The organism is Caulobacter sp. 602-1, from assembly GCF_003931565.1.
Taxonomy (GTDB): Bacteria; Pseudomonadota; Alphaproteobacteria; order Caulobacterales; family Caulobacteraceae; genus Caulobacter.
The window spans coordinates 354,630-376,013 of record NZ_RRYI01000002.1 but is presented as its reverse complement, the minus strand read 5'-3'; the positions used below and the strand labels follow the sequence as shown (position 1 = coordinate 376,013).

Here is a 21,384-nt window from a genome sequence, read left to right as displayed (position 1 = left end):
TGGCTCACTTTCCCTGCGCGCGGATCGCCGCGACCTTCTTCTCGAGGTTCGGCCAGGCGGGCTTGTCCGTACGGGTGGCGCGCAGATAGGCCGCCAGCTTGGCGACATCGGCGTCGCTGAAGCGGTTGAAGCTGGGCATCACCACGCCCGGCGCGCCGTCCCTGGCGCTGACGCCGTACAGCACCACCCGGATCAGGTTGGTCGGATCGTCCAGATTGACGGCGCTGTTGAGGGCTAGGTCCGGCCGCAACGGATTGGGCTGGCCCGCGCCGTTGTAGTGGCAGGAGGCGCAGGCCGCCGTGTAGAGCCGCGCCGACGGATCGTTCTGCGGCCCGACGTTCAGCCGGTCGGCGGCGGCGGCCCGTTGCAGGGCCGGCGCCAGGGTCGAGGACCGGCCCGCCGCGCCGTCGCGATCGGCGAAATAGACCGCCAGGGCCTGGATGTCCGCGTCCGGAAGCTTGACCAGGCCGTCGTGAACCACCGGCGCCATCGGGCCGGCGGCGACGCCGTGATAGCGGCTGAGGCCCGTGCGCAGGTAGGCGACGAGCTCGGCCTGGTCCCAGGGCGCGGGCGAGGGATTGGCGGCGGTCAGCGGCGGGGCGATCCAGTTGTCGATCGCGGCGCCGGCGAAGGCCTTGTCGCGTTTCTCCGCACCCAGGACGTTGCGCGGCGTGTGGCAGGCGCCGCAGTGGCTGACGCCCTCGGCCAGATAGGCGCCGCGGTTCCATTCGGCGCTCTTGGTCGCGTCGGGCTCGAAGCGACCAGGCTTGAAGAACAGCAGTTTCCATCCGGCCTGCAGGGCGCGGATGTTCAGCGGGAAGGGAATGCTGTTGTGCTTGGCGGGCGCGACCAACGCCGGCCGGGTCATCATGTAGGCGTAGAGGGCCGAGACGTCGGCGTCCGACAACTTGGTGAAGTGGTCATAGGGGAACGCCGGGAACAGGTGGCCGCCGTCGCGGGCCACGCCCTCGTGCATCGCCCGGCGGAAGGCCGCCTCCGACCAGGTTCCGATCCCGGTCTTGGGGTCGGGGGTGATGTTGGTCGAGTAGATCGTACCGAAGCTTGTCTTCATCGGGTAACCGCCCGCGAAAGGCTGGCCGCCCTTGGACGTATGGCAGGTCGAGCAGTAGCCCGCCCCGGCCAGAACCTCGCCGCGCGCGACCAGGTCCGGCGCGAAGCTGGACGGCGCGGGCGGCGCGATCTCGCCGATCGCAGGCCGCCAGGCGAAGGCCCCGAAGCCCACCAGGCCGACGACCAGAATCGCCAGCGTTCCGACGAGGAGACGTTTCAGCATGGAGGGCCCTCCTGGCGGTCCCGCGCGGACGCTCAACGCCCATCCGCAACAAGGCCAGATGCGGAGAGCTTGCGAGCAAACCCCGCCTCAGGCAAGGCATACGCACGTTCTGCGAGACGTTCGCAAAGCAACCACTTTCCTGCCGATCCCGCCGCCCGAAATCACGGCGATCACTGGTGGCCCCACCTGGTCATGTCGAGGTTCTGGAGGACGAGGCGTCGATCAGGATCGCCCGGAAGTCGTTGACGTTGGTGCGCGTGGGACCGGTGACCAGCAGGTCGCCGAGAGCGGCGAAGGCGCCATATCCGTCGTTGTCGGCCAGCCGCTCAGCGGCGTTCAGTCCCAGGGCCGAGAGGCGCGCCAGACTACCCGGAAAGAGGATAGCCCCGGCGTTGTCCTCGGAGCCGTCGACGCCGTCGGTGTCGGCGGCCAGGGCGTGAATTCCGGCACGGCCGTCCAGGGCGACGGCCAGGGCCAGCAGATATTCGGCGTTGCGCCCGCCCCGCCCGCCGCCCGTGACCGTCACGGTCGTCTCGCCGCCGGACAGCAGCACGCAGGGCGGTGCGACCTCGCCACGCCCGGCGGCGATCTCCAGGGCCAGTCGCGCGTGGTCGGCGGCGACGCTTCGCGCCTCGCCCTCGATCGCATCGCCGAGGATGACCGGGGTCAGCCCCCTTTCAGAGGCCGCCCGGGCCGCCGCGTCCAGGGCGTCGCGGGGACGCGCGATCAACGCCACTTTCGCATCGAGGACGGTCTTGGGCGTTTCGCTGCGGGGATCAGCCAGCCAGGCCCGGACGGGTTCGGGGATCGCGATGCGCCAGCGCTCAAGGATCGCCAACGCCGCCCGGCGCGTCGTCGGGTCAGGAACGGTCGGCCCCGAGGCGATTGTCGAGATGTCATCGCCGGGCACGTCGGATATGGCCAGGGTCACGACACGCGCCGGCGCGGCCAGCAGCGCCAGCCGGCCGCCCTTGACCGCGGACAGATGCTTGCGAACGCAGTTGATCTCGTCGATCGCCGCGCCGCTGCGCAGCAACTCCCGCGTGATGGCCTGCTTGTCCGCGAGGGTCAGTCCCGGCGCGGGCGCGGTGAGCAGAGCCGAGCCGCCGCCCGACAGCAGGCACAGCACCAGATCATCGGCGGTGAGGCCCTTCAGCAGCGCGATCATGGCGTCGGTCGCGGCCAGGCCCGTCGCGTCGGCGACCGGATGCCCGGCCTCGACGACCATGATGCGCTCGCACGGCGCGCCGTGACCATAACGGGTGATCACCAGCCCTTCGAGCGGGCCCTCCCAATGAGCTTCCACGGCGGCGGCCATGGCGGCGGCGGCCTTGCCCGCGCCAACCACGATCGTACGCCCCTTGGGCGGCGCAGGCAGATGCGGCGGCAGGCATAGTTCCGAGGAGGCGGCGGCGACCGCCGCCTGGAACATCGCCTTCAAGACCTCCTGGGCCTCCATGTCGGTCATGTTCGCCCCCCTCTCTCTTGGCCAGGTCACGCTCCGCCAACCCGTCAAAAGCACAAATCAGTTGAAACTCGATGCGGCGCCTTCAGGGTCGCCGCCCAGCCGGCGCGCGAGGGTCCCTTGCCGCCTATACTATGCGACGCGATCTCTTGAGGTTCGCGGGCGGGCTCACGCTATAGAAAAGTCATGACTTCAGGACCACCCGACGCCGCTCCCGCCCCCGATCCCCAGATCGATCGCCTGATCGAAGCCGCTCGGCGAGAACTGGCCCACGGCGGGCTGCGCGCGATGAGCTTCCGTCGGCTGGGCGACGCCGTGGGCGCGACATCGGGCGCCCTGGCCTATCATCTCGGCGCCAAGGCCGACATCCTCAGCGAGGTGGTCACGCGCGAACGGCTTCGCAACCGACGCTGGCACGACGAATGGCTGGAACGCCTGGATGGCCTCGAGCGCCTGGATCGCCAGGCCTTGGCCGCCATCCTGGAGCAGTATCTCGACGCCATGGTTCAAGGCGAGGCGCGCCTGACGCAACTGATCTGGATGGACCTGGCGCTACGGGCGCCGCGCGACGCCGAGGTCGCGGCCCTGGTGGCCCCGTGGCTGGCCGAGCGCAGGGCGTTCTGGGCGCGGCTGTTCGAGGGGCGGATCGAGGACGCCGCCATATGGGCCGGTCTAGCCGCCGCCTATGTTACGGACGAGGGATTCAACAGCCTAGTCGTGGGCGACGACCCGGACTACCGCCTGCTGCGCCGGATGGCGATCGACCGGCTGTCCAGCCGGCTGGGGCGCGACGGCCTCGGGCGCGAACCGCTGTTCTCGCGGCTGGTGCGGCGCATGGATCGGCGCTTGGGCCTGCCGGCGGGCGATGTCCCGGACGCCATGGGGCCAGGGCCAAAGCGCGACGCCGCCCTCGCCGCCTGCCATGTTCTGGTCGATAGCGGCGCCGAAGCGCTCACCCACCGGGCGGTCGCCGAGCGCGCCGGCCTGTCCCGTTCGGCCGTGGGCTATTATTTCAGGACCGCGGCGGATCTGTTCAAGGCGGCGATCAGCGGCGTCTATCTGATCGCCGACGGGCGCGGAGATCCGCCTTCGCCGCCACCCGGCGTTGACCCGATCCCGTGGCGCGGCCAGGCGGTCGCGCGCGGGGAACTGGCCGTGGTCCTGGCCGCCGCCCGGGATCCGGCGCTGTCTCCCTATGTCATCGACCAGCGCCGCTGGCGCGGCGTCAACTATGTCCGCCTCTTGAGATCCAGGGGCTATTCCGGTCTCGACGCCCTCGACGGCCAGACCGCTTCGATGATCGCCACCGGACAGACAATCCTATCCGGCGTGGACGGCGACGACCGCCGCGACCTGTTGGTGAGCTGGCTGATCGCGCGCCACAAGGACTAGACAACCGTTCGATCCCGTAAGGAGACGCTCAAGGCGCCTTGCCGTAAAAATTAGGACAACTGTTATGTTGACGTCATAATCGCCTGCGATTAAGCCCCCGCTCAATAACTTTTAGGGAGGGGCGCTTATGTCGACACAAGGAATTTTCTCGGCCTTTCGTTTGGCCCTCTGCTGCAGCGTCAGCGCACTGAGCGCTGGACAAGCGTTTGGGCAAGAGCTGCCTGCTCATGACGATGTCGCGACCGTGGGCGATATCATCGTCACGGCGCAGAAGCGCACCCAACGCATTTCGGAAGTGCCCATGTCGATCAGCGCCTACGACGGCGCGACCCTGGAGCGGCTGGGGGTGACGGAGCTGGACAGGATCGCCCAGCTGACGCCGGGCTTGGTCATCCAGCTGCAGGATCGCCTGCTGCCGGGGATTTCGCTCCGCGGCATCACCTCGGACGACACGTCGCCGGCGGCCGAGCCGCGGGTGGCCCTCTTCCAGGACGGCGTGCCGATCACGCAGATCGCTTCCGGCTATGGCGAGATGTTCGACGTTGACCGCGTCGAGGTCGAAAAGGGCCCGCAATCGACCCTGCATGGTCGCTCGGCCTTGAACGGTGGGATTTCCACTTTCCAGAAAATGCCGACCGACACGCTCGGCTTCGAGGTTCGCGCGGGGCTGGGCGACCATGGCCAACGCCTGGCGCAGGCCGTGGCCAATCTTCCGGTGAACGAGAAGTTCGGCCTTCGCATCGGGGCGCTGAAGCGCCAGCGAGACGGTTTCCTGAAGAACACCCAGGGCGGGACCTACAACAACGTCGACGGCCAGGCCTATCGACTGACGGCGCGCTACGCGCCCAACGACGCTTTCAACTTCCGGTTCTCGGGAACATACGACCGCGACGACACCGACAGCGGCGGCGCCTTCAAGTCCAACGTCTTCGTTCCCCGCAACCAGCAGACCGGCGCGGTCGAGGGCGACCTGCGCTTCTGGACGCCGACCCATCTGAGCACCTTTGGCGACATGGCGAAGGACTACAGCAGACGGAAGATCGTCGGGCTGAGCGGGACCGCCGACCTCGTTCTGAACGAACGCTTCGACCTGACGTCGATCAGCGGCTATCGCTGGTACAAGGCCTGTCAGGCTGGCGATATCGACGGCACGCCCACTAACATCATCGCCTATGATCTCTGCAATGACGGGGAGCAGTTCTCGCAGGAGCTGCGCCTCAACATTCGACGCAGCGGGGCGTTCGAGGGCTTCGTCGGGGCCAGCTATTTCAACGCCAGCAACGCCCAGCAGACGGACCTCGGCGCCGACGAGCGCGCCATGGCGTTGCTGTTTTCGGGTACGCTGCACCGATATGCGCCCAACGGCCTGACGAACAGCCAGATCAACGCGGCGCTCGGTTCGGCGGCGGCCAACTACAAGCCTTTCCACCTGGATCGCCGGCGACAGACGGCGGACATCGAAACCTATGACCTGTTCGCGGATGGAACGTTCCATCTTACCGACAAGCTCCAGGCCTTTGTCGGCGGACGCCTGACCTGGGACGACAAGGCGGTGTCCATGCAGGTCACGACGCCCAAAGGCGTATCCCGCCTGACCGGAGGCGCGCTGCTGATGACCCTGACGCCGGCCGGCGGGGTCGTCACGGGGGACCACGCCTCCAGCCTGGCCACGGGACGGGCCGGGCTACGCTATCAGGTGACGCCGACCGTGAATGTCTACGCGGTCTACGGGGTCGGCAAACGCCCGGAGAGCGTCGACCTGACCGCCTCCGGCGCCGTCAACATACTGCCCGCCGAAGAACTGGCGTCCGCCGAAACGGGGATCAAATATCGCCTCTTCAACGGCGCGCTGTTCGGCGACGCGTCGATCTACCACTTCAACTACTCCAATTTTCAGACCTTCCAGCGCAATGGCGACCGCCTGGAGCCCGTGAACGCCGGCAAGGCCAAGGCGACCGGTTTCGAGACCCAGGCGACCTGGCGACTGGCGGACGGTCTGTCGGTGTTCGGAAGCTACGCCTACAATCACGCGCGCTTCAACGGCGGCGCCTATGACGGCAACAGCTTCCGCAACAGCCCGGACAACAAGTTCGCGCTCGGCGTCAACGCCTCCGTTTCGACGCGCCTGGGCGAGCTGTCGCTCACCCCCGTCTACAGCTGGCAATCGAAGATCTTCTTCTCCGACGACAACGATCGCTCCGACCTTCAGGTCCGCTCGCGCGCGGTGTTCTCGGACAAGACGGTCGATGAATACCAGGACGCCTTCGGCCTCCTGAACATCCGGCTCGGCCTGACCCCCGCATCCGGCCCCTGGTCGTTCGCGGTGATGGGCGAAAACCTGTTGGACGAGAAATACATCGTCGACGGCGGGAACACGGGCGACTCCTTCGGCATGCCGACCTTCATCACAGGGCCCCGCCGCACCGTGCGCCTCGAAGTCAGCGCTCACTTCTGACACATCGGCGGTGACCGGAGCGTCGCGCGCGACGGTCACCGCCCTCCCAGGAAACAAAACCATGAAGCTTGATCGACGCGCCGCCCTCGGCCTCGTTGGCGCGGCCGCCTATGCGGCGACCGCGGGAAACGCCACCGCACGCTCCGAGGAGCCCGCGAATTTCCTGCACGGTGTCGCCTCCGGCGATCCCCTGCGGGATCGGGTCATTCTCTGGACCCGCGCCACGCCCTCGCGACCCGACGCCGCGGCGGTGTCCGTGGATTGGGAGGTCTCGACGGATGTCGATTTTCGGAAGGTGGTCCGACGCGGCACGGCGACGACCACCGCCGCCCGCGACTTCACCGTCAAGGTCGATGTCGCGGGGCTGCGGCCGAACACCGAGTATCGCTATCGCTTCCGCGTCGGCGACCGGATCTCCCCCGTCGGCGTCACGCGCACCTTTCCGGTCGGCTCCGTGTCGGAAATGGTCCTCGCCGTCGCCTCCTGCGCGCTCTATTCGACCGGATTCTTCAACGCCTACCGCGACATCGCCAACCTCGATCGCGTCGACGTCGTTCTGCATCTAGGGGACTACATCTACGAATACGGCGGCGCCCCCGACCAGCTCGGCATGAGCATCGGGCAGAAAATCGGACGCGCGCCCACCCCCGCGAACGAGGCCCGCACCCTCGCCGACTATCGGGAGCGGCACGCCTGCTACAAGCTGGACGCCGATCTCCAGGCGGCCCATGCGCGAGCGCCCTGGATCTGCGTCTGGGACGACCACGAAACGGCCAATGACTCCTGGAGCGGCGGGGCGCAGAATCATCAACGCGACGAAGGCGTCTGGAGCGATCGTCGCGACGCCGCCGTGCGGGCTTTCTATGAGTGGATTCCCATTCGGGATCCTGAACCGGGCGCATCGCCGCTGGCGATCAATCGCACCTTTGAGCTGGGCGATCTGGCGACCCTGATCATGGTCGAAAACCGGTTCCTCGGTCGCGACCGCCAGATCAATCTGCGCGACCCCAACGATGTGACCTGGAACGCGGTGGACCTGACCGTTCCGGACCAGCCGGTTCTGGTCACCGATCCCGAGCTCAAGCGGAAGATTCTGACCGCGTTCAGTCAGGGTCGGCCCGTGGCCGCGCCCTATGGCGTCAGGGTAGACGCCGATTCCATCCGCCGCTCCATGTCCCGGCCCGACCGCAGCGTCTACGGCCATGCGCAGGAGGCCTGGCTGCGCGATCGTCTGGCCGAGTCGGTCAAGGCTGGAAAGCGCTGGCAGGTGGTCGGCAATCAGGTGGTGATGGGGCACACGACGGGCGCCGACATCGCCGGCTTCCTGGGAAAGGAGGGCTGGGCGCGGGCCTTTGCGCAGGTGACGCCCCTCCTGCGTCCCTGGCTTGAGCAACTGGCGACGCTGCCGAGCGATGTTCCGTTCGAATTCGACGGCTGGGACGCCTATCCCGCCGCGCGTGAGCGCATGAACCGGATGTTCGTGGAGACGGGGAGCCGCCCCCTGGTGCTGTCGGGCGACAGCCACGCCTTCTGGGTCAATGAATTGCACGACGCCCAGGATCGGCGCGTGGCGGCCGAGCTCGGCGTCACGGCCATCACCAGCAGCAGTCTCGGCAACATGTTGGGCGACGTCGAGCTTGGGCCGGCCTTTTCAAAGGCCTGCCCGGAGGTGCGCTTCTGCCAGCATCTGACCAAGGGGTACGGGCTGGTCACCTTGCGGGCCGACGACGTCCGGATCGACCTGATCGGCGTGACCACGGTTCTCGAACGCAACTATGAGCGGTTCGTCCTGAAATCCTACCGGGTTCCCTCCAATCCGGCCGGCGGCGTTGGAGCGATGGAGGAAATCTAACCGCGGCGGGCGATCACGATCGATCGTGGACGAATGTGATCGCCCCGCACGGCCTCGCCGCTACCCGCCCGGATGCAGCCCCGGCGCTTCCTGGCCGGTGCGGGCGACATATTCGGTGTAGCCGCCGCCGTACTGATGGACGCCCTCGGGCGTCAGTTCCAGCACGCGGTTCGACAGGGCCCCCAGGAAGTGGCGGTCGTGCGAGACGAACAGCATGGTGCCCTCGAAGTCCGCCAGGGCCGCGACCAGCATCTCCTTGGTCGCCATGTCCAGGTGGTTGGTCGGCTCGTCGAGCACCAGCAAGTTCGGCGGATCGAACAGCATCTTGGCCATGACCAGACGCGCCTTCTCGCCGCCGGACAGGACGCGGCAGGGCTTTTCGACATCGTCGCCGGAGAAGCCGAAACACCCCGCCAGGGTGCGCAAGCTCCCCTGCCCCGCCTGCGGGAACGATCGCTCCAGCGACTCGAAGATCGTCTCTTCGCCGTCCAGCAGGTCCATCGAGTGCTGGGCGAAATAGCCCATCTTGACGCTGGCGCCGATGTGGACCGCGCCCTGATCGGGCTTGGTGTCGCCCGCCACCAGCTTCAGCAGGGTCGACTTGCCGGCCCCGTTGGCGCCGAGCACGCACCAGCGTTCCTTGCGGCGCACCAGGAAATCGAGGCCTTCATAGATCGGCCGGGCGCCGTAACCCTTGTGGACATTGCGCAGGCTGATCACGTCGTCGCCCGACCGCGGCGGGCTCTGGAACTCGAACTGAACCGCCTGGCGACGGCGCGGCGCCTCGACGCGCTCGATCTTGTCGAGCTTCTTCACCCGGCTCTGGACCTGGGCGGCGTGGGAAGCGCGCGCCTTAAACTTCTCGATGAACTTGATTTCCTTGGCCAGCATGGCCTGCTGGCGCTCGTACTGCGCCTGGCGTTGCGCCTCGCCCAGCGCGCGCTGCTGATCGTAGAAGTCGAGATCGCCCGAATAGGTGATCAGCGAGCCGCCATCGATCTCGACCACCTTGCCGATGATGCGGTTCATGAACGCGCGGTCGTGCGACGTCATCAGCAGGGCGCCGTCGTAGTTCTTGAGGAAGGCCTCGAGCCAGATCAGGCTTTCCAGGTCGAGGTGGTTGCTGGGTTCGTCCAGCAGCATGCCATCAGGCCGCATCAGCAGGATGCGGGCCAGCGCCACGCGCATCTTCCAGCCGCCGGACAACATGCCGACATCGCCGTCCATGCGCTCCTGGCTGAAGCTCAGGCCGGCCAGCACCTCGCGCGCCCGCGCTTCCAGCGCGTAGCCGTCCAGTTCCTGGAAACGCTCCAGCACCTCGCCATAGCGCTCCATGATGGCGTCCAGCTTGTCGGCCTGATCCGGATCGACCATGGCCGCTTCCAGCGTAGCCATCTCGGCGGCCAGGGCGCTCACGGGGCCGACGCCGTCCATCACCGCGGCGACCGCGCTCTGGCCCGACATCTCGCCGACGTCCTGGCTGAAATAGCCGATCTTCATGCCGGGATCGATCACGACCAGACCGTCGTCGGGCTGCTCCTGACCGGTGATCATGCGGAACAGCGTCGTCTTGCCGGCGCCGTTGGGGCCGACAAGCCCGACCTTTTCGCCCTTCTGGATACCCATCGAAGCTTCGATGAACAGAAGTTGGTGGCCGTTCTGCTTGGAGATGTTGTCGAGGCGGATCATGGGGCGGTCTGCTAACGCGGGCGGACGGAGAACACCAGCCTTGGCGCCACGCCAATTCCGCGTCTGGCGGCCTAAAGGATGGCGCGCGACACAGAAGGTCCCGCTCCGACTGGCCGGGCGGCTCCCGGCCTACCGGGCGCCGCGCACGCCGTTCGCCGCGAGAAAGTCCAAGACGTCGCGCTCGATGCTGTCCTGTTCCTCCTTCGGGAACTTGCCATGAACGCCGCCCGCGACGGAATGAAAGCGGTTGGGCACGCCGGCCTTGTCCAGGTCCGCCTTCAGCGCCAGCGACGCCTCGTAGGGCACGGTCGGGTCCGCGTCCCCATGGACGATGAAGACGGGGGGCAGTCCCGCGCGCACATAGGTCGCCGGCGCCATCGTCGTCCACAGCGTCTCCGGCCCGCCGCCGATCCACCGTGCGGTCGAAGGGCTCTTGAAGGCGCCGGGAAGGTTGGACCGCAGGTGATAGGGTCCGTAGAAATCGAGGATGGCCGGCACGGTCGGCTGGTCGCGGCAGGCCGGCAGGTCGATGTCGTTGGCCTTGGGCAGCATGCCGGCCATCAAGGCCAGGTGACCACCGGCCGAGGTGCCATACGGCACGACCCGCCTGGCGTCGAAGCCATAGGTCTTGGCGTTGGCCTTGACCCACGACAGGGCGCAGCGAACGTCCTGCACCGCCGCCGGCGCCGTGGCGACGTCACTCAGACGATACTCGACCGTGACGACCGAGAAGCCCGCCGCCAGATAGGCGCGGAAGCCGCCCCATCCCGCCGGCTTCTCGCCCTTCCACCAGGCGCCGCCATGAATATAGACCAGCACCGGGCGCGGACCCTTGAAGGCGGTGTTGCGATAGACATCGAGATGCAGGTCCTTGCCGCTGGCCTGCAGGTAGACGACGTCCTTGGTCGCCTCCGGCGCCGGGATCGAGACCGGGGGCGCGGGCTCGGTCGGGGCCTGGGCGGCGACGGACGTCGCGCCCAGCAGGGCGATGGCGGCGAGGGTCTGAGTGATCATCGATGTCTCTCCCGTCAGCTCATCAACAGGCCGCCGTTGATGTCCAGGCAGACCCCCGTGAGGAAGCTGGACTCGTCGCTGGCCAGATAGGCCACCGCGTCGGCGATCTCGGGCGCGCGGCCCTCGCGACGCAACGGGGTGCTGGCCGCGACCCGGGCGCGGACCTCGTCCTTTGAGAAGGTGTCGTGGAAGGTGGTGCCGATCATGCCGGGGCACAGAGCGTTCACGCGGATCCCGTTCGGCCCCAGTTCTTTGGCCATCGCCTTGGTGAAGGTCATGATCGCGCCCTTGGCCGTGGCGTAGGCCGTGGCGCCGGGACCGCCGCCATCCTTGCCGGCTTGCGAGGACAGGTTCACGATCGCCGAGCCGGCGGCCATGTGCGGGACGGTCGCCTTGGTGGTCAGGAACACCGAGTTCAGATTCAGATGCATGACGTGATCCAAGAACGCCTCGTCCATCTCGTCCAGCGTCTTGCGGGCGACCATGCCGCCAGCGACGTTGACCAGGGCGGCGATCGGGCCGCCGAAGGTCGACAGGGCCGCGTCGATCAGCGCCTGGACGTCGCTCGCCGAGGTCATGTCGCCCTTCAGGATCAGCGCGCGGCCACCGGCGGCCTCGATCTCGGCCAGGGTCGCCTTGGCGCCATCCTCGCTGCCGAAATAGTTGATCGCGACATTGGCCCCTTCGGCCGCCAGCTTCAGCGATACGGCCTTGCCGATATCGCGCGCGCCGCCGGTGACGATGACGGTCTTGTTGGTGAGGCGCATCAGGATTTTGCTCCGTTGGTAGTGCGGGCCGCGAGGGCGGGATCGACGAGGCGTTCGCCCCGGCCGCCCAAGAGCCAGATGGACAGGATGGAAAGGGGAACCAGGCTGGCGCCCATGGCGAAGACCGGGGCGTAGCTGACCTTGGTGGCGACCGGGACGATCCAGGTGGTGATCAGCACCCCGGCCACGGCGGCGGTGCCGCTGATCCCGGCCAGGGATCCGACCGACCGACCGGGCAGATAGTCGCTGGGCAGGGTCTGGATGTTGTTGATGGCGATCTGGAAGCCGAACAGGATCACCGCGATCAGCAGCACCGCGTGCAGCGGCGTGGAGGCGCCGATGGTCAGCAGCAGGGCCGGCAGCATGAAGAGGCCGCCCAGGGTGATGACCCACATGCGGGCCTTGACCGGCCGCCAGCCGCGACCGATCAGCCAGCCGGAGATCCAGCCGCCGAACAGGCTGCCCGCCGCCGCGCCGACATAGGGCACCCAGCCGAACAGGCCGATCTGCTTGATGTCGAAGCCGAAGCGTTCGGCCAGATAGATCGGCAGCCACGAGACGAACAGCCACCAGACCGGATCGATGAAGAAGCGGGCCAGGATCAGGCCCCAGGCCTCGCGGTGGCGAAGCAGGCCCAGCCATGTCGGACGGTAATCGACCTCGGCCTCGCCCGAGGTCGGGCGCTGGCCGGTGAGGATGTGCTGACGCTCCTCGTCCGACAGCCAGGGATGATCCTCGGGCGCGGCCCGGCAGATGATGGCCCACGGCACGACCCAGATCACGCCCAGCAGGCCGATGATCAGGAAGGTCGCGCGCCAGCCGAAGGTGAGGAACAGCCAGGCGATCAGCGGCGCGGAGATGATGGCCCCGACCGAGGCGCCGGCGTTGAAGATCCCCTGGGCGAAGGCGCGCTCACGGACCGGGAACCACTCGGCGTTGGCCTTGGCGGCGCCGGGCCAGTTGCCCGCCTCGCTGACGCCCAGGGCCGCGCGCAGCACGCCCAGCGTCAGGATCGACCGCGCGGCCGAATGCAGGGCGATCGACGCCGACCACGCCAGGATCGACAGCATGAAGCCGAGCCGCGTGCCCAGGGCGTCGAAGATCTTGCCGAAGATCGTCTGGCCGGCGGCGTAGGACAGCATGAAGCAGGTCAGGATGAGCGCGTACTCTTCCTTGCCGACGCCCATGTCCTTGGAGATCTGCGGCCACATCACCGCCAGCGCGTTGCGGTCGATATAGTTGATCACCGTGGCCAGGCCGACCATGCCGACGATCAGCCAGCGAAGCCCCTTGAACTTCATCTCGCGCCTCATTGTTCGGGGTTCGCCAGGCCGGAGAACCCGGTCCAGACGTAGGCGCCGCTGGGGGTCGAGACCCGATGGCGCTTGGCGGGATCGGGGTCCCAGGAGACGCCGATCGCGAGGCTCTTGCCCGAGTTCAGGCGAATGAGGACGAGGTCGGCGCCGTTTTCAGACACCCGCTCGACGGCCTTCACCGAGGCGATGGTGTCGCGGGCGTATTCCTCGGCGGCGCTGTAGGCGCCGTGCGGCTCCAGCACTCCCGCCAGCGTGAAGCTGTCCTTGTCATCGCCGCGCAGGATGAAGGCCCGCTCGTTACGAAGATTGTAGTTCGGGTCGTTGGCGCCCAGCTCGGTCAGGACGACCTGATCGACGTCGCCGGACGCGAACACGTAGTCGTAGAACCGCCCCCGGTCGAACCAGGAGACGCGCCCCCCGTCCTTGACCGGCGCGCGGCCGCGATCCCACAGGTGCTGATAGCCGTCGGCCTTGCCCAGCGGCTTCAGCTCGGTGGTCCCGCCCTGGAACTTCAAGCCGGAGTCGACGATCTGGCCGTCATAGTGCAGCGGCAGGTCGAAGCGGTGTTTGCCGCCCCCCTCCCCGCGCACCAGATCCAGGACGATCGGACGCCCGACCTCCGGCCGGTCGATCAGCGCCATGGCGCGGCGATAGCGCACGCCGGGCCAGGCGTCGTCGATGCTGGCGGCGGTCATCTGGACGCCGTCCTTGGCGCCGAAGGCCAGGATCGTCGGCCAATGCTTCTCGCCGATGTCGGTGTTGGCGCCGAACTGGCTCTTCTCGTCGACCACCAGGGTGTTGTGAGCGACCGTCTGCTGGGCCCAGCTGTCGTTCTCGGGCAGGTAGCGACCGCCGGCCTTGGCCTCGACATTCAGGAACCGCGCCGCGCCATAGTCGGTCACGACCTCCTGGCCTGCGTCGTAGAATAGCCAGGACAGCTTGTCGAAATGGCCGTGCCCCATGCCCTGGGACGTCGCCTTGAAAACCAGCGCCTGGTCCTTGGGCTTGGGACCCGACCGCAGCACGACCAGCGCGCCCTTGTCGCCCTTGGCCCCGTCGCGCAGCTTGATCGAGGCGAACGGGAACGGCCTGGCCTCGCCGCGCGCGATGGCGGCCGCGACCTCGCGGCCTTCGGGACTGAGCACCACCGAGCCCTGCTGGATGGCGATGGACAGCAAGGCCGGATCCTTCGATGCGGCATAGGTCACCGCCACCCCATGGACCAGCTCGGGCGTGTCGAGCCCCTTGTCCTTGATGGCGTCGTTGATCGGGAACAGCAGACCGCCGTAGCTCTCCTGGATGGTGGCGTAGACGGCCTTGCGCAGCACGCCGTCGCGGTAGTCGAGGATCTTGCGCGATGGGTCGTGGCGCTGGATCGACTGGGCCAGCAGCAGGAATGGCGACAGGGCATAGCGCTGATAGTAGGGGCCCTCGGCATAGTAGCCGTCGGGCGAGAACAGCTCTTCAAGCTGCTTGTAGAAGCCGGACTTGCCAGAACCGTCCAGGCCGTAGAGGGCTTGCTTGACCAGCCCCTGATCGCCGATCGCGTAACCGGTCATGCCGACCGCCGCCAGCGCCCAGGTGCCGTGGTTGTGGATGCTGTCGAAGGTCTTGGGCGAGCCCGTGGACAGGAACGCCGCCATCGGCCGGAATACGCCCGCCTCAATGGCCGCGCGGTCGGCGGCCGGGATGGCGTCCTTGACCGCCTCGTAGCCCTGGACCGAATTGACCAGCCAGACGCTGTCGTTCAGCACCTGCCAGAACAGCTTGCCCGGAACCTGGTTGGCGCGCTTGGGATGCAGCGGCAGGGACGGATAGAGCTTGGCGTAGTCCAGCAGCACCCGCCGCACGAGGTCGGCATAGGCCTTGTCGCCGGTCTGCCGGTACAGCATCCCCGCCTCGTAGATCAGGCGGTAGTTGTCCTTGTGGCGCTCGTGCGTGTAGCCGCCGCCCGCGTCGGCCGGGACCGGCACGTCGATGGTCTTGCGCAGTTGCGGATCCACGAAGGCCTTGCTCTTGGCCAGGGTGGCGGCGAACAGCGGCGGAAGCTGAGCGGAAGCGACTGGCGTGGGCTTGGCCGGCGCGGCGGCCTGGGCCGCCCCAGCCAGGGCCAGGATGGCTAGGCCGGCGAAAAGATGGACGCGGAACTTGGACATGGCTGGCCTATTTTCGCTGGTCGACGATCTCGAGCGCCGCGCCGGTGTTCCCGGTCTCGCTGAGATCGGGCGTGCCGACATGGATGGTGACGCGGGCCGGGGCCGCGCGCTCGAAGAGGTTGGAGTCGAGCTTCACGACCTGAACGCCGTCCAGTCGCATCGACGGCTGGCCCGGCGCGACGTCGTGAAACGCCGAGTCCTTGACCCGGACGCTGGGGCCGAAGGTGCTCTCGTCCGTCCCGCCCCGCTGAAGGTCGAGCACGGGTCCGCCCAGGCGCGCGAATAGGCTTCCGGTGATGTCGACCGTCTCGGCCCCGTAAAGGCCCGAACCGCCCGTCTCGCCGGCGAGGTCCAGCACCGCCCCGCTGATGTCGGCGAAGCGCGAACCGCTGATCGTCACATGGTCGGCGAAGGTGCTCTTCTCGCCCATCAGGACGGCGAACGCCTGGCCGCCCAGATGTGAGACCTCTGTGTCTACCAGTTCGACGGCGTAATTGCTCGGCGGATAGCCGGGGCTCACGCGGATCACGGCATTGCCGATGGCGTCCTGCGCCTTGGCGCCCGACAGGCGCAAGCCTTGCAGCTTCAGAGCGCCTTGGCCGACCAGGTTGAACAGGGTCATATGATCGAAGGTCACCAATGGTTCGGCGCCCGTCCCGGCGCGGAAGGTTAGAGGCTGGCCGACCTCGATGACCTGGCCCTGGACATAGTCGCCGGCCGCCAGCTCGATGATGTCGCCGGCCCCGGCCTTGGCGGCGGCGGCCGAGAGCTGGTCCCGCCCCGGCCTGACCTTGAGGATGCGGCCGCTGTCGAACGCGACGGTCTGGTCGCCCTTTGGATACCAGGCCACGCCGGTCTCTTCCCGCGTTAGCAGCTTCACCGGCGCCTTCAGGCCCAGGGCCTCGCGCACGGCGGCGTCCGGATAGATCCGGCCGTCCGGCAGGGTCTCGCGGCCGATCACCCTGGCCTCGAAGCCCGGAGCGCCCGCCAACGGCGCGACGCCGTCGATCACATTGCCGGCGAACGTCAGGCCATCGACCGGCGCCATAGCCTTGAACACCGCCTTGTCGCCAGAACCGAGGAAGACGTTGCCCGACAGCATGCTCCGGGCGGGCGCCAGGGTGCGCTCCTGGTCGGCGCCCGCGCCGAACAACACCGCGCTCACGTCGACGAAGACGTTCTTCTCGATGCGGGCGTCGAGCACCTGATCGTAGCGATTGAGCGGCGAGTTCGGGACGCCGTTCATCAGCACCAAGGCCGCGGTGAAGCCGTCGCCCCGCAGGCCCTGGAAGTAGTTGTCGCGCACCGTCTGGCCGGTATTGATGACACGCACGCCGCCGGTATGGGCCAGGCCGCCCCCCAGGAAGACATTGTCCTCCACCAGGTTGCCGTCACCGTGACGCAGGACCAGCGCCCCCTGCGAGCGGACGAAGACGTTGCGGCGATAGATGTTGCCGCCGGATTTGTTCGAGACGATCTCGACCTCGCCGCTGCAGCCTTCGAAATAGTTGTCCTCGACCACGGTCAGGGATTGGGCGCGCGAAAACGGGCTGGTCCCAACCCGGATCGTCTCGCCGCCATTGGACCCCAGCGGGGGGCGGGGGCCAAAATAGTTGTGGTCGATGCGGTGGTGATTCTGCTGGCTCTCCGCCGAGTTCAGCACCACCGCCAGGGTCACGCCCTTGTTCAGCTTGCCCTGCAGGTGATTGTGATCGAAGCGGTTGTTCTGGCCGTAGAGCCCGACCCAATAGTCCTCGGCGCCCCGGTCGGGTTTGTTGAACCCGTCGATCACCGTGTCGGTGACGCGGGAGTCGAACGCCAGCGCCTTGCCGTCCTGGCGAAACGCGATGACTTCGGACGAGGGGCTGAAGCCGTCCTTGAACGTCAGGCCCGAGACGACCAGGTGCCGGCCGCCGATGCGCAGGTTCGACTTGCCGGAAATCACCACCTTGCCCGGCGTCTGAGCCCGCAGCGTGATCGGCTGAGCGGCCGTCCCCTCGCCGACGAACACCATCTCGAAATCGCGCCAGACGCCATCGGCCAGCACCACGGCGTCGCCGGGCGCCAAAACCCGCACCGCCGCCTTGAAGGCGTCAGGAGTCCGCACCAGACGCTCGGTCGCATAGGCATGGACCGAGCCGGCCAGGGCGCCAAGGCCCAGCAGAGCGGCGAGGTTCGAGCGCAGGTTTCTCAATCGATGGTCTCCCCGCCCGAAGCTGTGACCGCTTCTCGCGTCCCATCGAACCAGCGCCATGCGAATTGCGCGTCGACCGGGACAGGACGCGTTAGTCCGACCATCTGGGCGACCAGCTGTCAACCAATTTGTAGACCAATTTACCCCGAGGCCACGTACATCGCCCGGAAATGCATGGTTTTACTGCGCTTTCGCGCCTGACCCCGCCCGTGTTGGGGAACGCCAGAACTCGGTGCTCGCCCGCCGCAGACCAACACCCCACCTCCCCAGATCGCTAAGCACATTGGGAAGACAGCCTAATTGGGAGTTGACATTCGTTCTCAGGGGGTCAACCAAATAGGTAAGCCAAATTTAGAAAATTGGTATTCGGGGAGGATGAGAACTATGGACACCCATCCACGGCGCGCCGGTGTGCGCGCCATGCTGCTCGCTTCGACGTGCCTGCTCATCGGCGCGGGCCATGGCCAGGCGTTCGCCCAGGAAGCGCCGTCGCCGCGGGACCAGAGCGCCGCCGAGGAGGCCCAGGAGGTGGAGGCCGTGGTCGTCACGGGCTACCGCGCGTCCCTGCAAAGCGCGCTGAATATCAAGCGGCAGTCGGACGTGATGGTCGACGCCATCAACGCCGAAGACATCGCCGACTTCCCCGACGCCAACCTGGCCGAGTCGCTGCAGCGCATCCCCGGCATCTCGATCGACCGCGACAACGGCGAGGGACGCACGATCACCGTCCGCGGACTTGGCGGCGACTTCACGCGGGTGCGCATCAACAACCTCGAGGCGCTGTCGACGGCGGGCACCAACGACACCAATTCCACAGCGATCAATTCCACCCGAACCTTCGACTTCAACGTCTTCGCCTCGGAGCTCTTCAACAGCCTGAAGGTCCGCAAGACCGCCTCGGCCGAGACCGACGAAGGCTCGCTGGGCGCTACCGTCGACCTGCAGACGGGCCGCCCGTTCGACTATCGCAAGGATCGCTACGCGCTCTCGGTCGAGGACGCCTACTATCAGAACGGCAAGCACCACAATCCGCGCCTGGCCGGCCTGTTCTCCAAGCGCTTCGCCGACGGCAAGATGGGCTTCCTGGCCTCCGCCGCCTATTCGGAGAAGGACTCCGAAACCGATCAGTACCGTCGCCAGATCGTGACGGGCGAATATGTCTATCGCTCCGCCACCTGGGCGACGCTGGAAAACCCGCGCCGCGCCGGTTTCTCCGCGCCCGTCGGCACGCTGTTCACCAATCGAATCTCGAATCCGACGGCGACCAATCCCGGCACGGTGTCATCCACGCCAGCCATCACCAATCCGGCCTATATCGACGCGGTGACCGGCTCGGATCCGACCGCCTACGCCCTGCTCCACCCCTCTCTGGACGGCTCGCAGATCATCTTCCCCGCCCTGGCCGGCCCAGAGCAGCAGGATCTGCATCAAAAGCGCCTGGGCCTCACCGCGTCCTACCAGTGGGATATTTCGTCGCGAACGCGGCTGACGATCGACGGGCTCCACTCGAACCAGAAGAGCATCTCGACGCTGAACCAGTTGCTGCCGTTCGGCCTGAACCGCAACAACACCAACGCCACCTACGCCACGGCCAGCGCCGCCACAGCCTTGAACTCCAAGCGCGGGCTCTATCCGGGGACCTGCAACTACACGGCCGGCGGGGCCTACGCCTCGCCGATCGACTGCGGCCAGGCGACCTATGGCGGCGCGCTGGTCGCCGGCACGAGCTTCTCCTACAACCCCAACAATCTCGACGTTTACGACTACTACAACTCGCCAGTCTCGCCCGGCTATGTGGCGTCGGCCGACGGCCTGGCCATGCGCGCCCAGCAGATCGGTCGCCCAGCGACGGACGTTCTGGCCGCCAATGTCACCAACGGGGTCGCCGACTACCTGCAGCTGCGGAACGTGGACTGGTCGGCGCGCGCCGACCAGGGCAGCTACAACACCACCTTCGACCAGCTCTCGTTCAACCTGACCCACGAGTTCAGCGACCGCTTCAAGGCCGACTTCACCTATGGCGCGTCGCGATCCAAGCTGAACTCCTACGGCAAGATGGCCGAGTGGGGTCAGTTCGATCAGCCCGCCACCTTCACCTATGACGAGCGCGGCGGCGGAGACATGCCGCTGTTCGACGCCGGCTTCAACGCCGCCGATCCCAGCCAGTGGACGATCCTGAAGGGCGTCTCCTTCCTGCGCTACCACAAGAAGGTCGTCGAAAACCGCTACAACTCGTGGAAGGCCGACTTCACCTGGGAGCTCAGCGACAACCTGACCCTGAAGTTCGGCGGCACCCAGCGCGACTATCGTTTCTCGACGTCGCAAACCGAGCGCCAGAACGTTCAGATCAACCCGACCGAAAAGGAAGCCGGCGTTTCGATCGCCAGCCTCGGGAAGGTGATCGACTTCGGCCAGGGCCTCGACGTGCCCGCCGGCACGACGACCTCGTGGTTCGGACCGGACATCCAGAAGTTCGATGATCTGTTCGGCTTCACCTGCGAGTGCATCAACAAGTGGGGCGACTGGCGCCTGACCCAGTTCCGTCAGCAGGGGCGCGAGACCTTCGCGGTGCGCGAGCAGACCGCCGGCGCCTATGGCCAGGTCAACTTCAACTACGATTTCTTCGACGGCTGGAACACCTTCGGCAATATCGGCGTGCGCTACGCCACGACCGACGTGGACTCGACGGGCCGCTCGACCGGCGGACGCACGGTGAAAGGCGGAAACTCCTATTCGGATGTCCTGCCGTCGTTCAACATCGCCATCCGCCCGCGCGACAATCTCTATTTCCGGTTCGGCGCGGCCCAGACCATGTCACGCCCGACCCTGCAGCAGCTGGCCCCTACCATCACCCAGCTGACGATCCCGGAGGGCGGGATGACCTCCGGCGCCACCCTGACGATCGGCAATCCGAAGCTGTCGCCGTTCCGCGCCAACAATTTCGACGCGGCCGTGGAATGGTACTACGCCGAGGGCGGCCTGATCTCCGTGGCGCTGTTCAAGAAGAAGATCGGCTCCTATCCGCAGACCGTGCGCTTCGCCGCGCCGCTGTCGACCTTCCTCGACGCCGAGGGCCTTCAGAGCCTGATCGAGCAATATGGCGCGAACAGCGACCAGGCCGCCTATATCCGCGGTGACTACGACGCCACCGCGCGCCAGTTCCGCGACGCCCCTGGCGGCGAGCTGAAAGGCTGGGAGATCAACTATCAGCAGGCCTTCACCTTCCTGCCGGGCCTGCTGAAGAACACGGGCATCCAGCTCAACGCCACCCATATCCAGTCCGAGCTCACCTACATCCTCGATCCGGGCACCGACACGACGCCGGCGACCCTGGGCAAGGCCCCTTGGCTCGGCGCCTCGCCCAACGCGGTCAACCTGACGCTCTATTACGAGGACAAGCGCATCAACACGCGCGTCTCCCTGGCCCAGCGCGACGGCTACTACACCACCTATCCGCTGGTGGCCGGCGCCTGCGCGCCCGGCGTCGTCGGCGGGGTGGCGTGCGATACGCCACTGATCAACGACTTCGGCGGATCCAAGGACACGCTGAACGTCGATTTCTCCTTCAGCTACAAGCTGTCGGACAGGGCGTCGTTCTCGATCGAGGGCTTGAACATGACCAACCAGGCGACCAGCCGATACTACTATGCCGACAATCCGGTGGCGGCGCTTTACGGCTCGCCCGGGCGGCAGTTCACCATCGGGTTTCGCTTCAGGAACTAGGCTTTGGCTGTCAGGGGTATACCGCTTTGGTTCACCCCTGATAGAACCATCCAATGTCAGCCCGAGT

Annotated in this window: 12 protein-coding genes; 4 read left to right on the top strand and 8 right to left on the bottom strand. The window is 67.1% G+C overall.

Annotated elements, in window-relative coordinates:
- Positions 1–4: 4 nt before the first annotated feature.
- A complete protein-coding gene (locus EIK80_RS06470) occupies positions 5–1,294 on the bottom strand; it encodes a cytochrome c (RefSeq protein ID WP_125156156.1) in 1,290 nt (429 codons plus the stop codon).
- 190 nt (positions 1,295–1,484) lie between these two features.
- Positions 1,485–2,762 (bottom strand): glycerate kinase, encoded by a 1,278-nt coding sequence (locus EIK80_RS06465; RefSeq protein ID WP_125156155.1) that lies wholly within the window; start codon positions 2,760–2,762, stop codon positions 1,485–1,487.
- Between the two features lie 183 nt (positions 2,763–2,945).
- Between EIK80_RS06465 and EIK80_RS06460 the strand changes: the two genes are divergently transcribed.
- From EIK80_RS06460 to EIK80_RS06450, 3 genes are all read left to right on the top strand, one after another.
- A complete protein-coding gene (locus EIK80_RS06460) occupies positions 2,946–4,151 on the top strand; it encodes a helix-turn-helix domain-containing protein (RefSeq protein WP_125156154.1) in 1,206 nt (401 codons plus the stop codon).
- Between the two features lie 244 nt (positions 4,152–4,395).
- Positions 4,396–6,606, top strand: a complete 2,211-nt coding sequence (locus tag EIK80_RS06455; RefSeq protein WP_199743402.1) for a TonB-dependent receptor — start codon at positions 4,396–4,398, stop codon at positions 6,604–6,606.
- 61 nt (positions 6,607–6,667) lie between these two features.
- Positions 6,668–8,458 (top strand): alkaline phosphatase, encoded by a 1,791-nt coding sequence (locus tag EIK80_RS06450; RefSeq protein ID WP_125156152.1) that lies wholly within the window; start codon positions 6,668–6,670, stop codon positions 8,456–8,458.
- A gap of 60 nt (positions 8,459–8,518) precedes the next feature.
- Here the strand turns inward: EIK80_RS06450 and EIK80_RS06445 are convergent, their stop codons facing one another.
- The 6 genes from EIK80_RS06445 to EIK80_RS06420 all read right to left on the bottom strand — a co-directional run bounded on the left by EIK80_RS06445 (position 8,519) and on the right by EIK80_RS06420 (position 17,594).
- Complete coding sequence (locus EIK80_RS06445) at positions 8,519–10,147, bottom strand: ABC-F family ATP-binding cassette domain-containing protein (RefSeq protein WP_125156151.1); 1,629 nt, start codon at positions 10,145–10,147, stop codon at positions 8,519–8,521.
- A gap of 129 nt (positions 10,148–10,276) precedes the next feature.
- Positions 10,277–11,161 (bottom strand): alpha/beta hydrolase, encoded by an 885-nt coding sequence (locus tag EIK80_RS06440; RefSeq protein WP_125156150.1) that lies wholly within the window; start codon positions 11,159–11,161, stop codon positions 10,277–10,279.
- Between the two features lie 14 nt (positions 11,162–11,175).
- Positions 11,176–11,928 carry an SDR family NAD(P)-dependent oxidoreductase gene (locus EIK80_RS06435; RefSeq protein ID WP_125156149.1) on the bottom strand — a complete coding sequence of 251 codons (753 nt, stop codon included), beginning with the start codon at positions 11,926–11,928 and terminating at the stop codon, positions 11,176–11,178.
- Complete coding sequence (locus tag EIK80_RS06430; protein WP_233586458.1) at positions 11,928–13,229, bottom strand: MFS transporter; 1,302 nt, start codon at positions 13,227–13,229, stop codon at positions 11,928–11,930. Before EIK80_RS06430 ends, EIK80_RS06435 begins: the two co-directional genes overlap by 1 nt.
- A gap of 8 nt (positions 13,230–13,237) precedes the next feature.
- Positions 13,238–15,400, bottom strand: a complete 2,163-nt coding sequence (locus EIK80_RS06425; RefSeq protein ID WP_125156147.1) for an alginate lyase family protein — start codon at positions 15,398–15,400, stop codon at positions 13,238–13,240.
- 7 nt (positions 15,401–15,407) lie between these two features.
- Complete coding sequence (locus EIK80_RS06420) at positions 15,408–17,594, bottom strand: polysaccharide lyase 6 family protein (protein WP_158624643.1); 2,187 nt, start codon at positions 17,592–17,594, stop codon at positions 15,408–15,410.
- 384 nt (positions 17,595–17,978) lie between these two features.
- Here EIK80_RS06420 and EIK80_RS06415 point away from each other — a divergent pair, with 384 nt between their 5' ends.
- Positions 17,979–21,317, top strand: a complete 3,339-nt coding sequence (locus EIK80_RS06415; protein ID WP_125156145.1) for a TonB-dependent receptor domain-containing protein — start codon at positions 17,979–17,981, stop codon at positions 21,315–21,317.
- Positions 21,318–21,384 lie beyond the last annotated feature (67 nt).

Excerpts from the sequence above, each read along its gene's own strand:
- EIK80_RS06460 (WP_125156154.1), top strand. The coding sequence starts at position 2,946 with ATGACTTCAGGACCACCCGACGCCGCTCCCGCCCCCGATCCCCAGATC.
- EIK80_RS06440 (WP_125156150.1), bottom strand. The coding sequence starts at position 11,161 with ATGATCACTCAGACCCTCGCCGCCATCGCCCTGCTGGGCGCGACGTCC.
- EIK80_RS06465 (WP_125156155.1), bottom strand. The coding sequence starts at position 2,762 with ATGACCGACATGGAGGCCCAGGAGGTCTTGAAGGCGATGTTCCAGGCG.
- EIK80_RS06470 (WP_125156156.1), bottom strand. The coding sequence starts at position 1,294 with ATGCTGAAACGTCTCCTCGTCGGAACGCTGGCGATTCTGGTCGTCGGC.
- EIK80_RS06430 (WP_233586458.1), bottom strand. The coding sequence starts at position 13,229 with ATGAAGTTCAAGGGGCTTCGCTGGCTGATCGTCGGCATGGTCGGCCTG.
- EIK80_RS06425 (WP_125156147.1), bottom strand. The coding sequence starts at position 15,400 with ATGTCCAAGTTCCGCGTCCATCTTTTCGCCGGCCTAGCCATCCTGGCC.
- EIK80_RS06445 (WP_125156151.1), bottom strand. The coding sequence starts at position 10,147 with ATGATCCGCCTCGACAACATCTCCAAGCAGAACGGCCACCAACTTCTG.
- EIK80_RS06450 (WP_125156152.1), top strand. The coding sequence starts at position 6,668 with ATGAAGCTTGATCGACGCGCCGCCCTCGGCCTCGTTGGCGCGGCCGCC.
- EIK80_RS06435 (WP_125156149.1), bottom strand. The coding sequence starts at position 11,928 with ATGCGCCTCACCAACAAGACCGTCATCGTCACCGGCGGCGCGCGCGAT.
- EIK80_RS06415 (WP_125156145.1), top strand. The coding sequence starts at position 17,979 with ATGGACACCCATCCACGGCGCGCCGGTGTGCGCGCCATGCTGCTCGCT.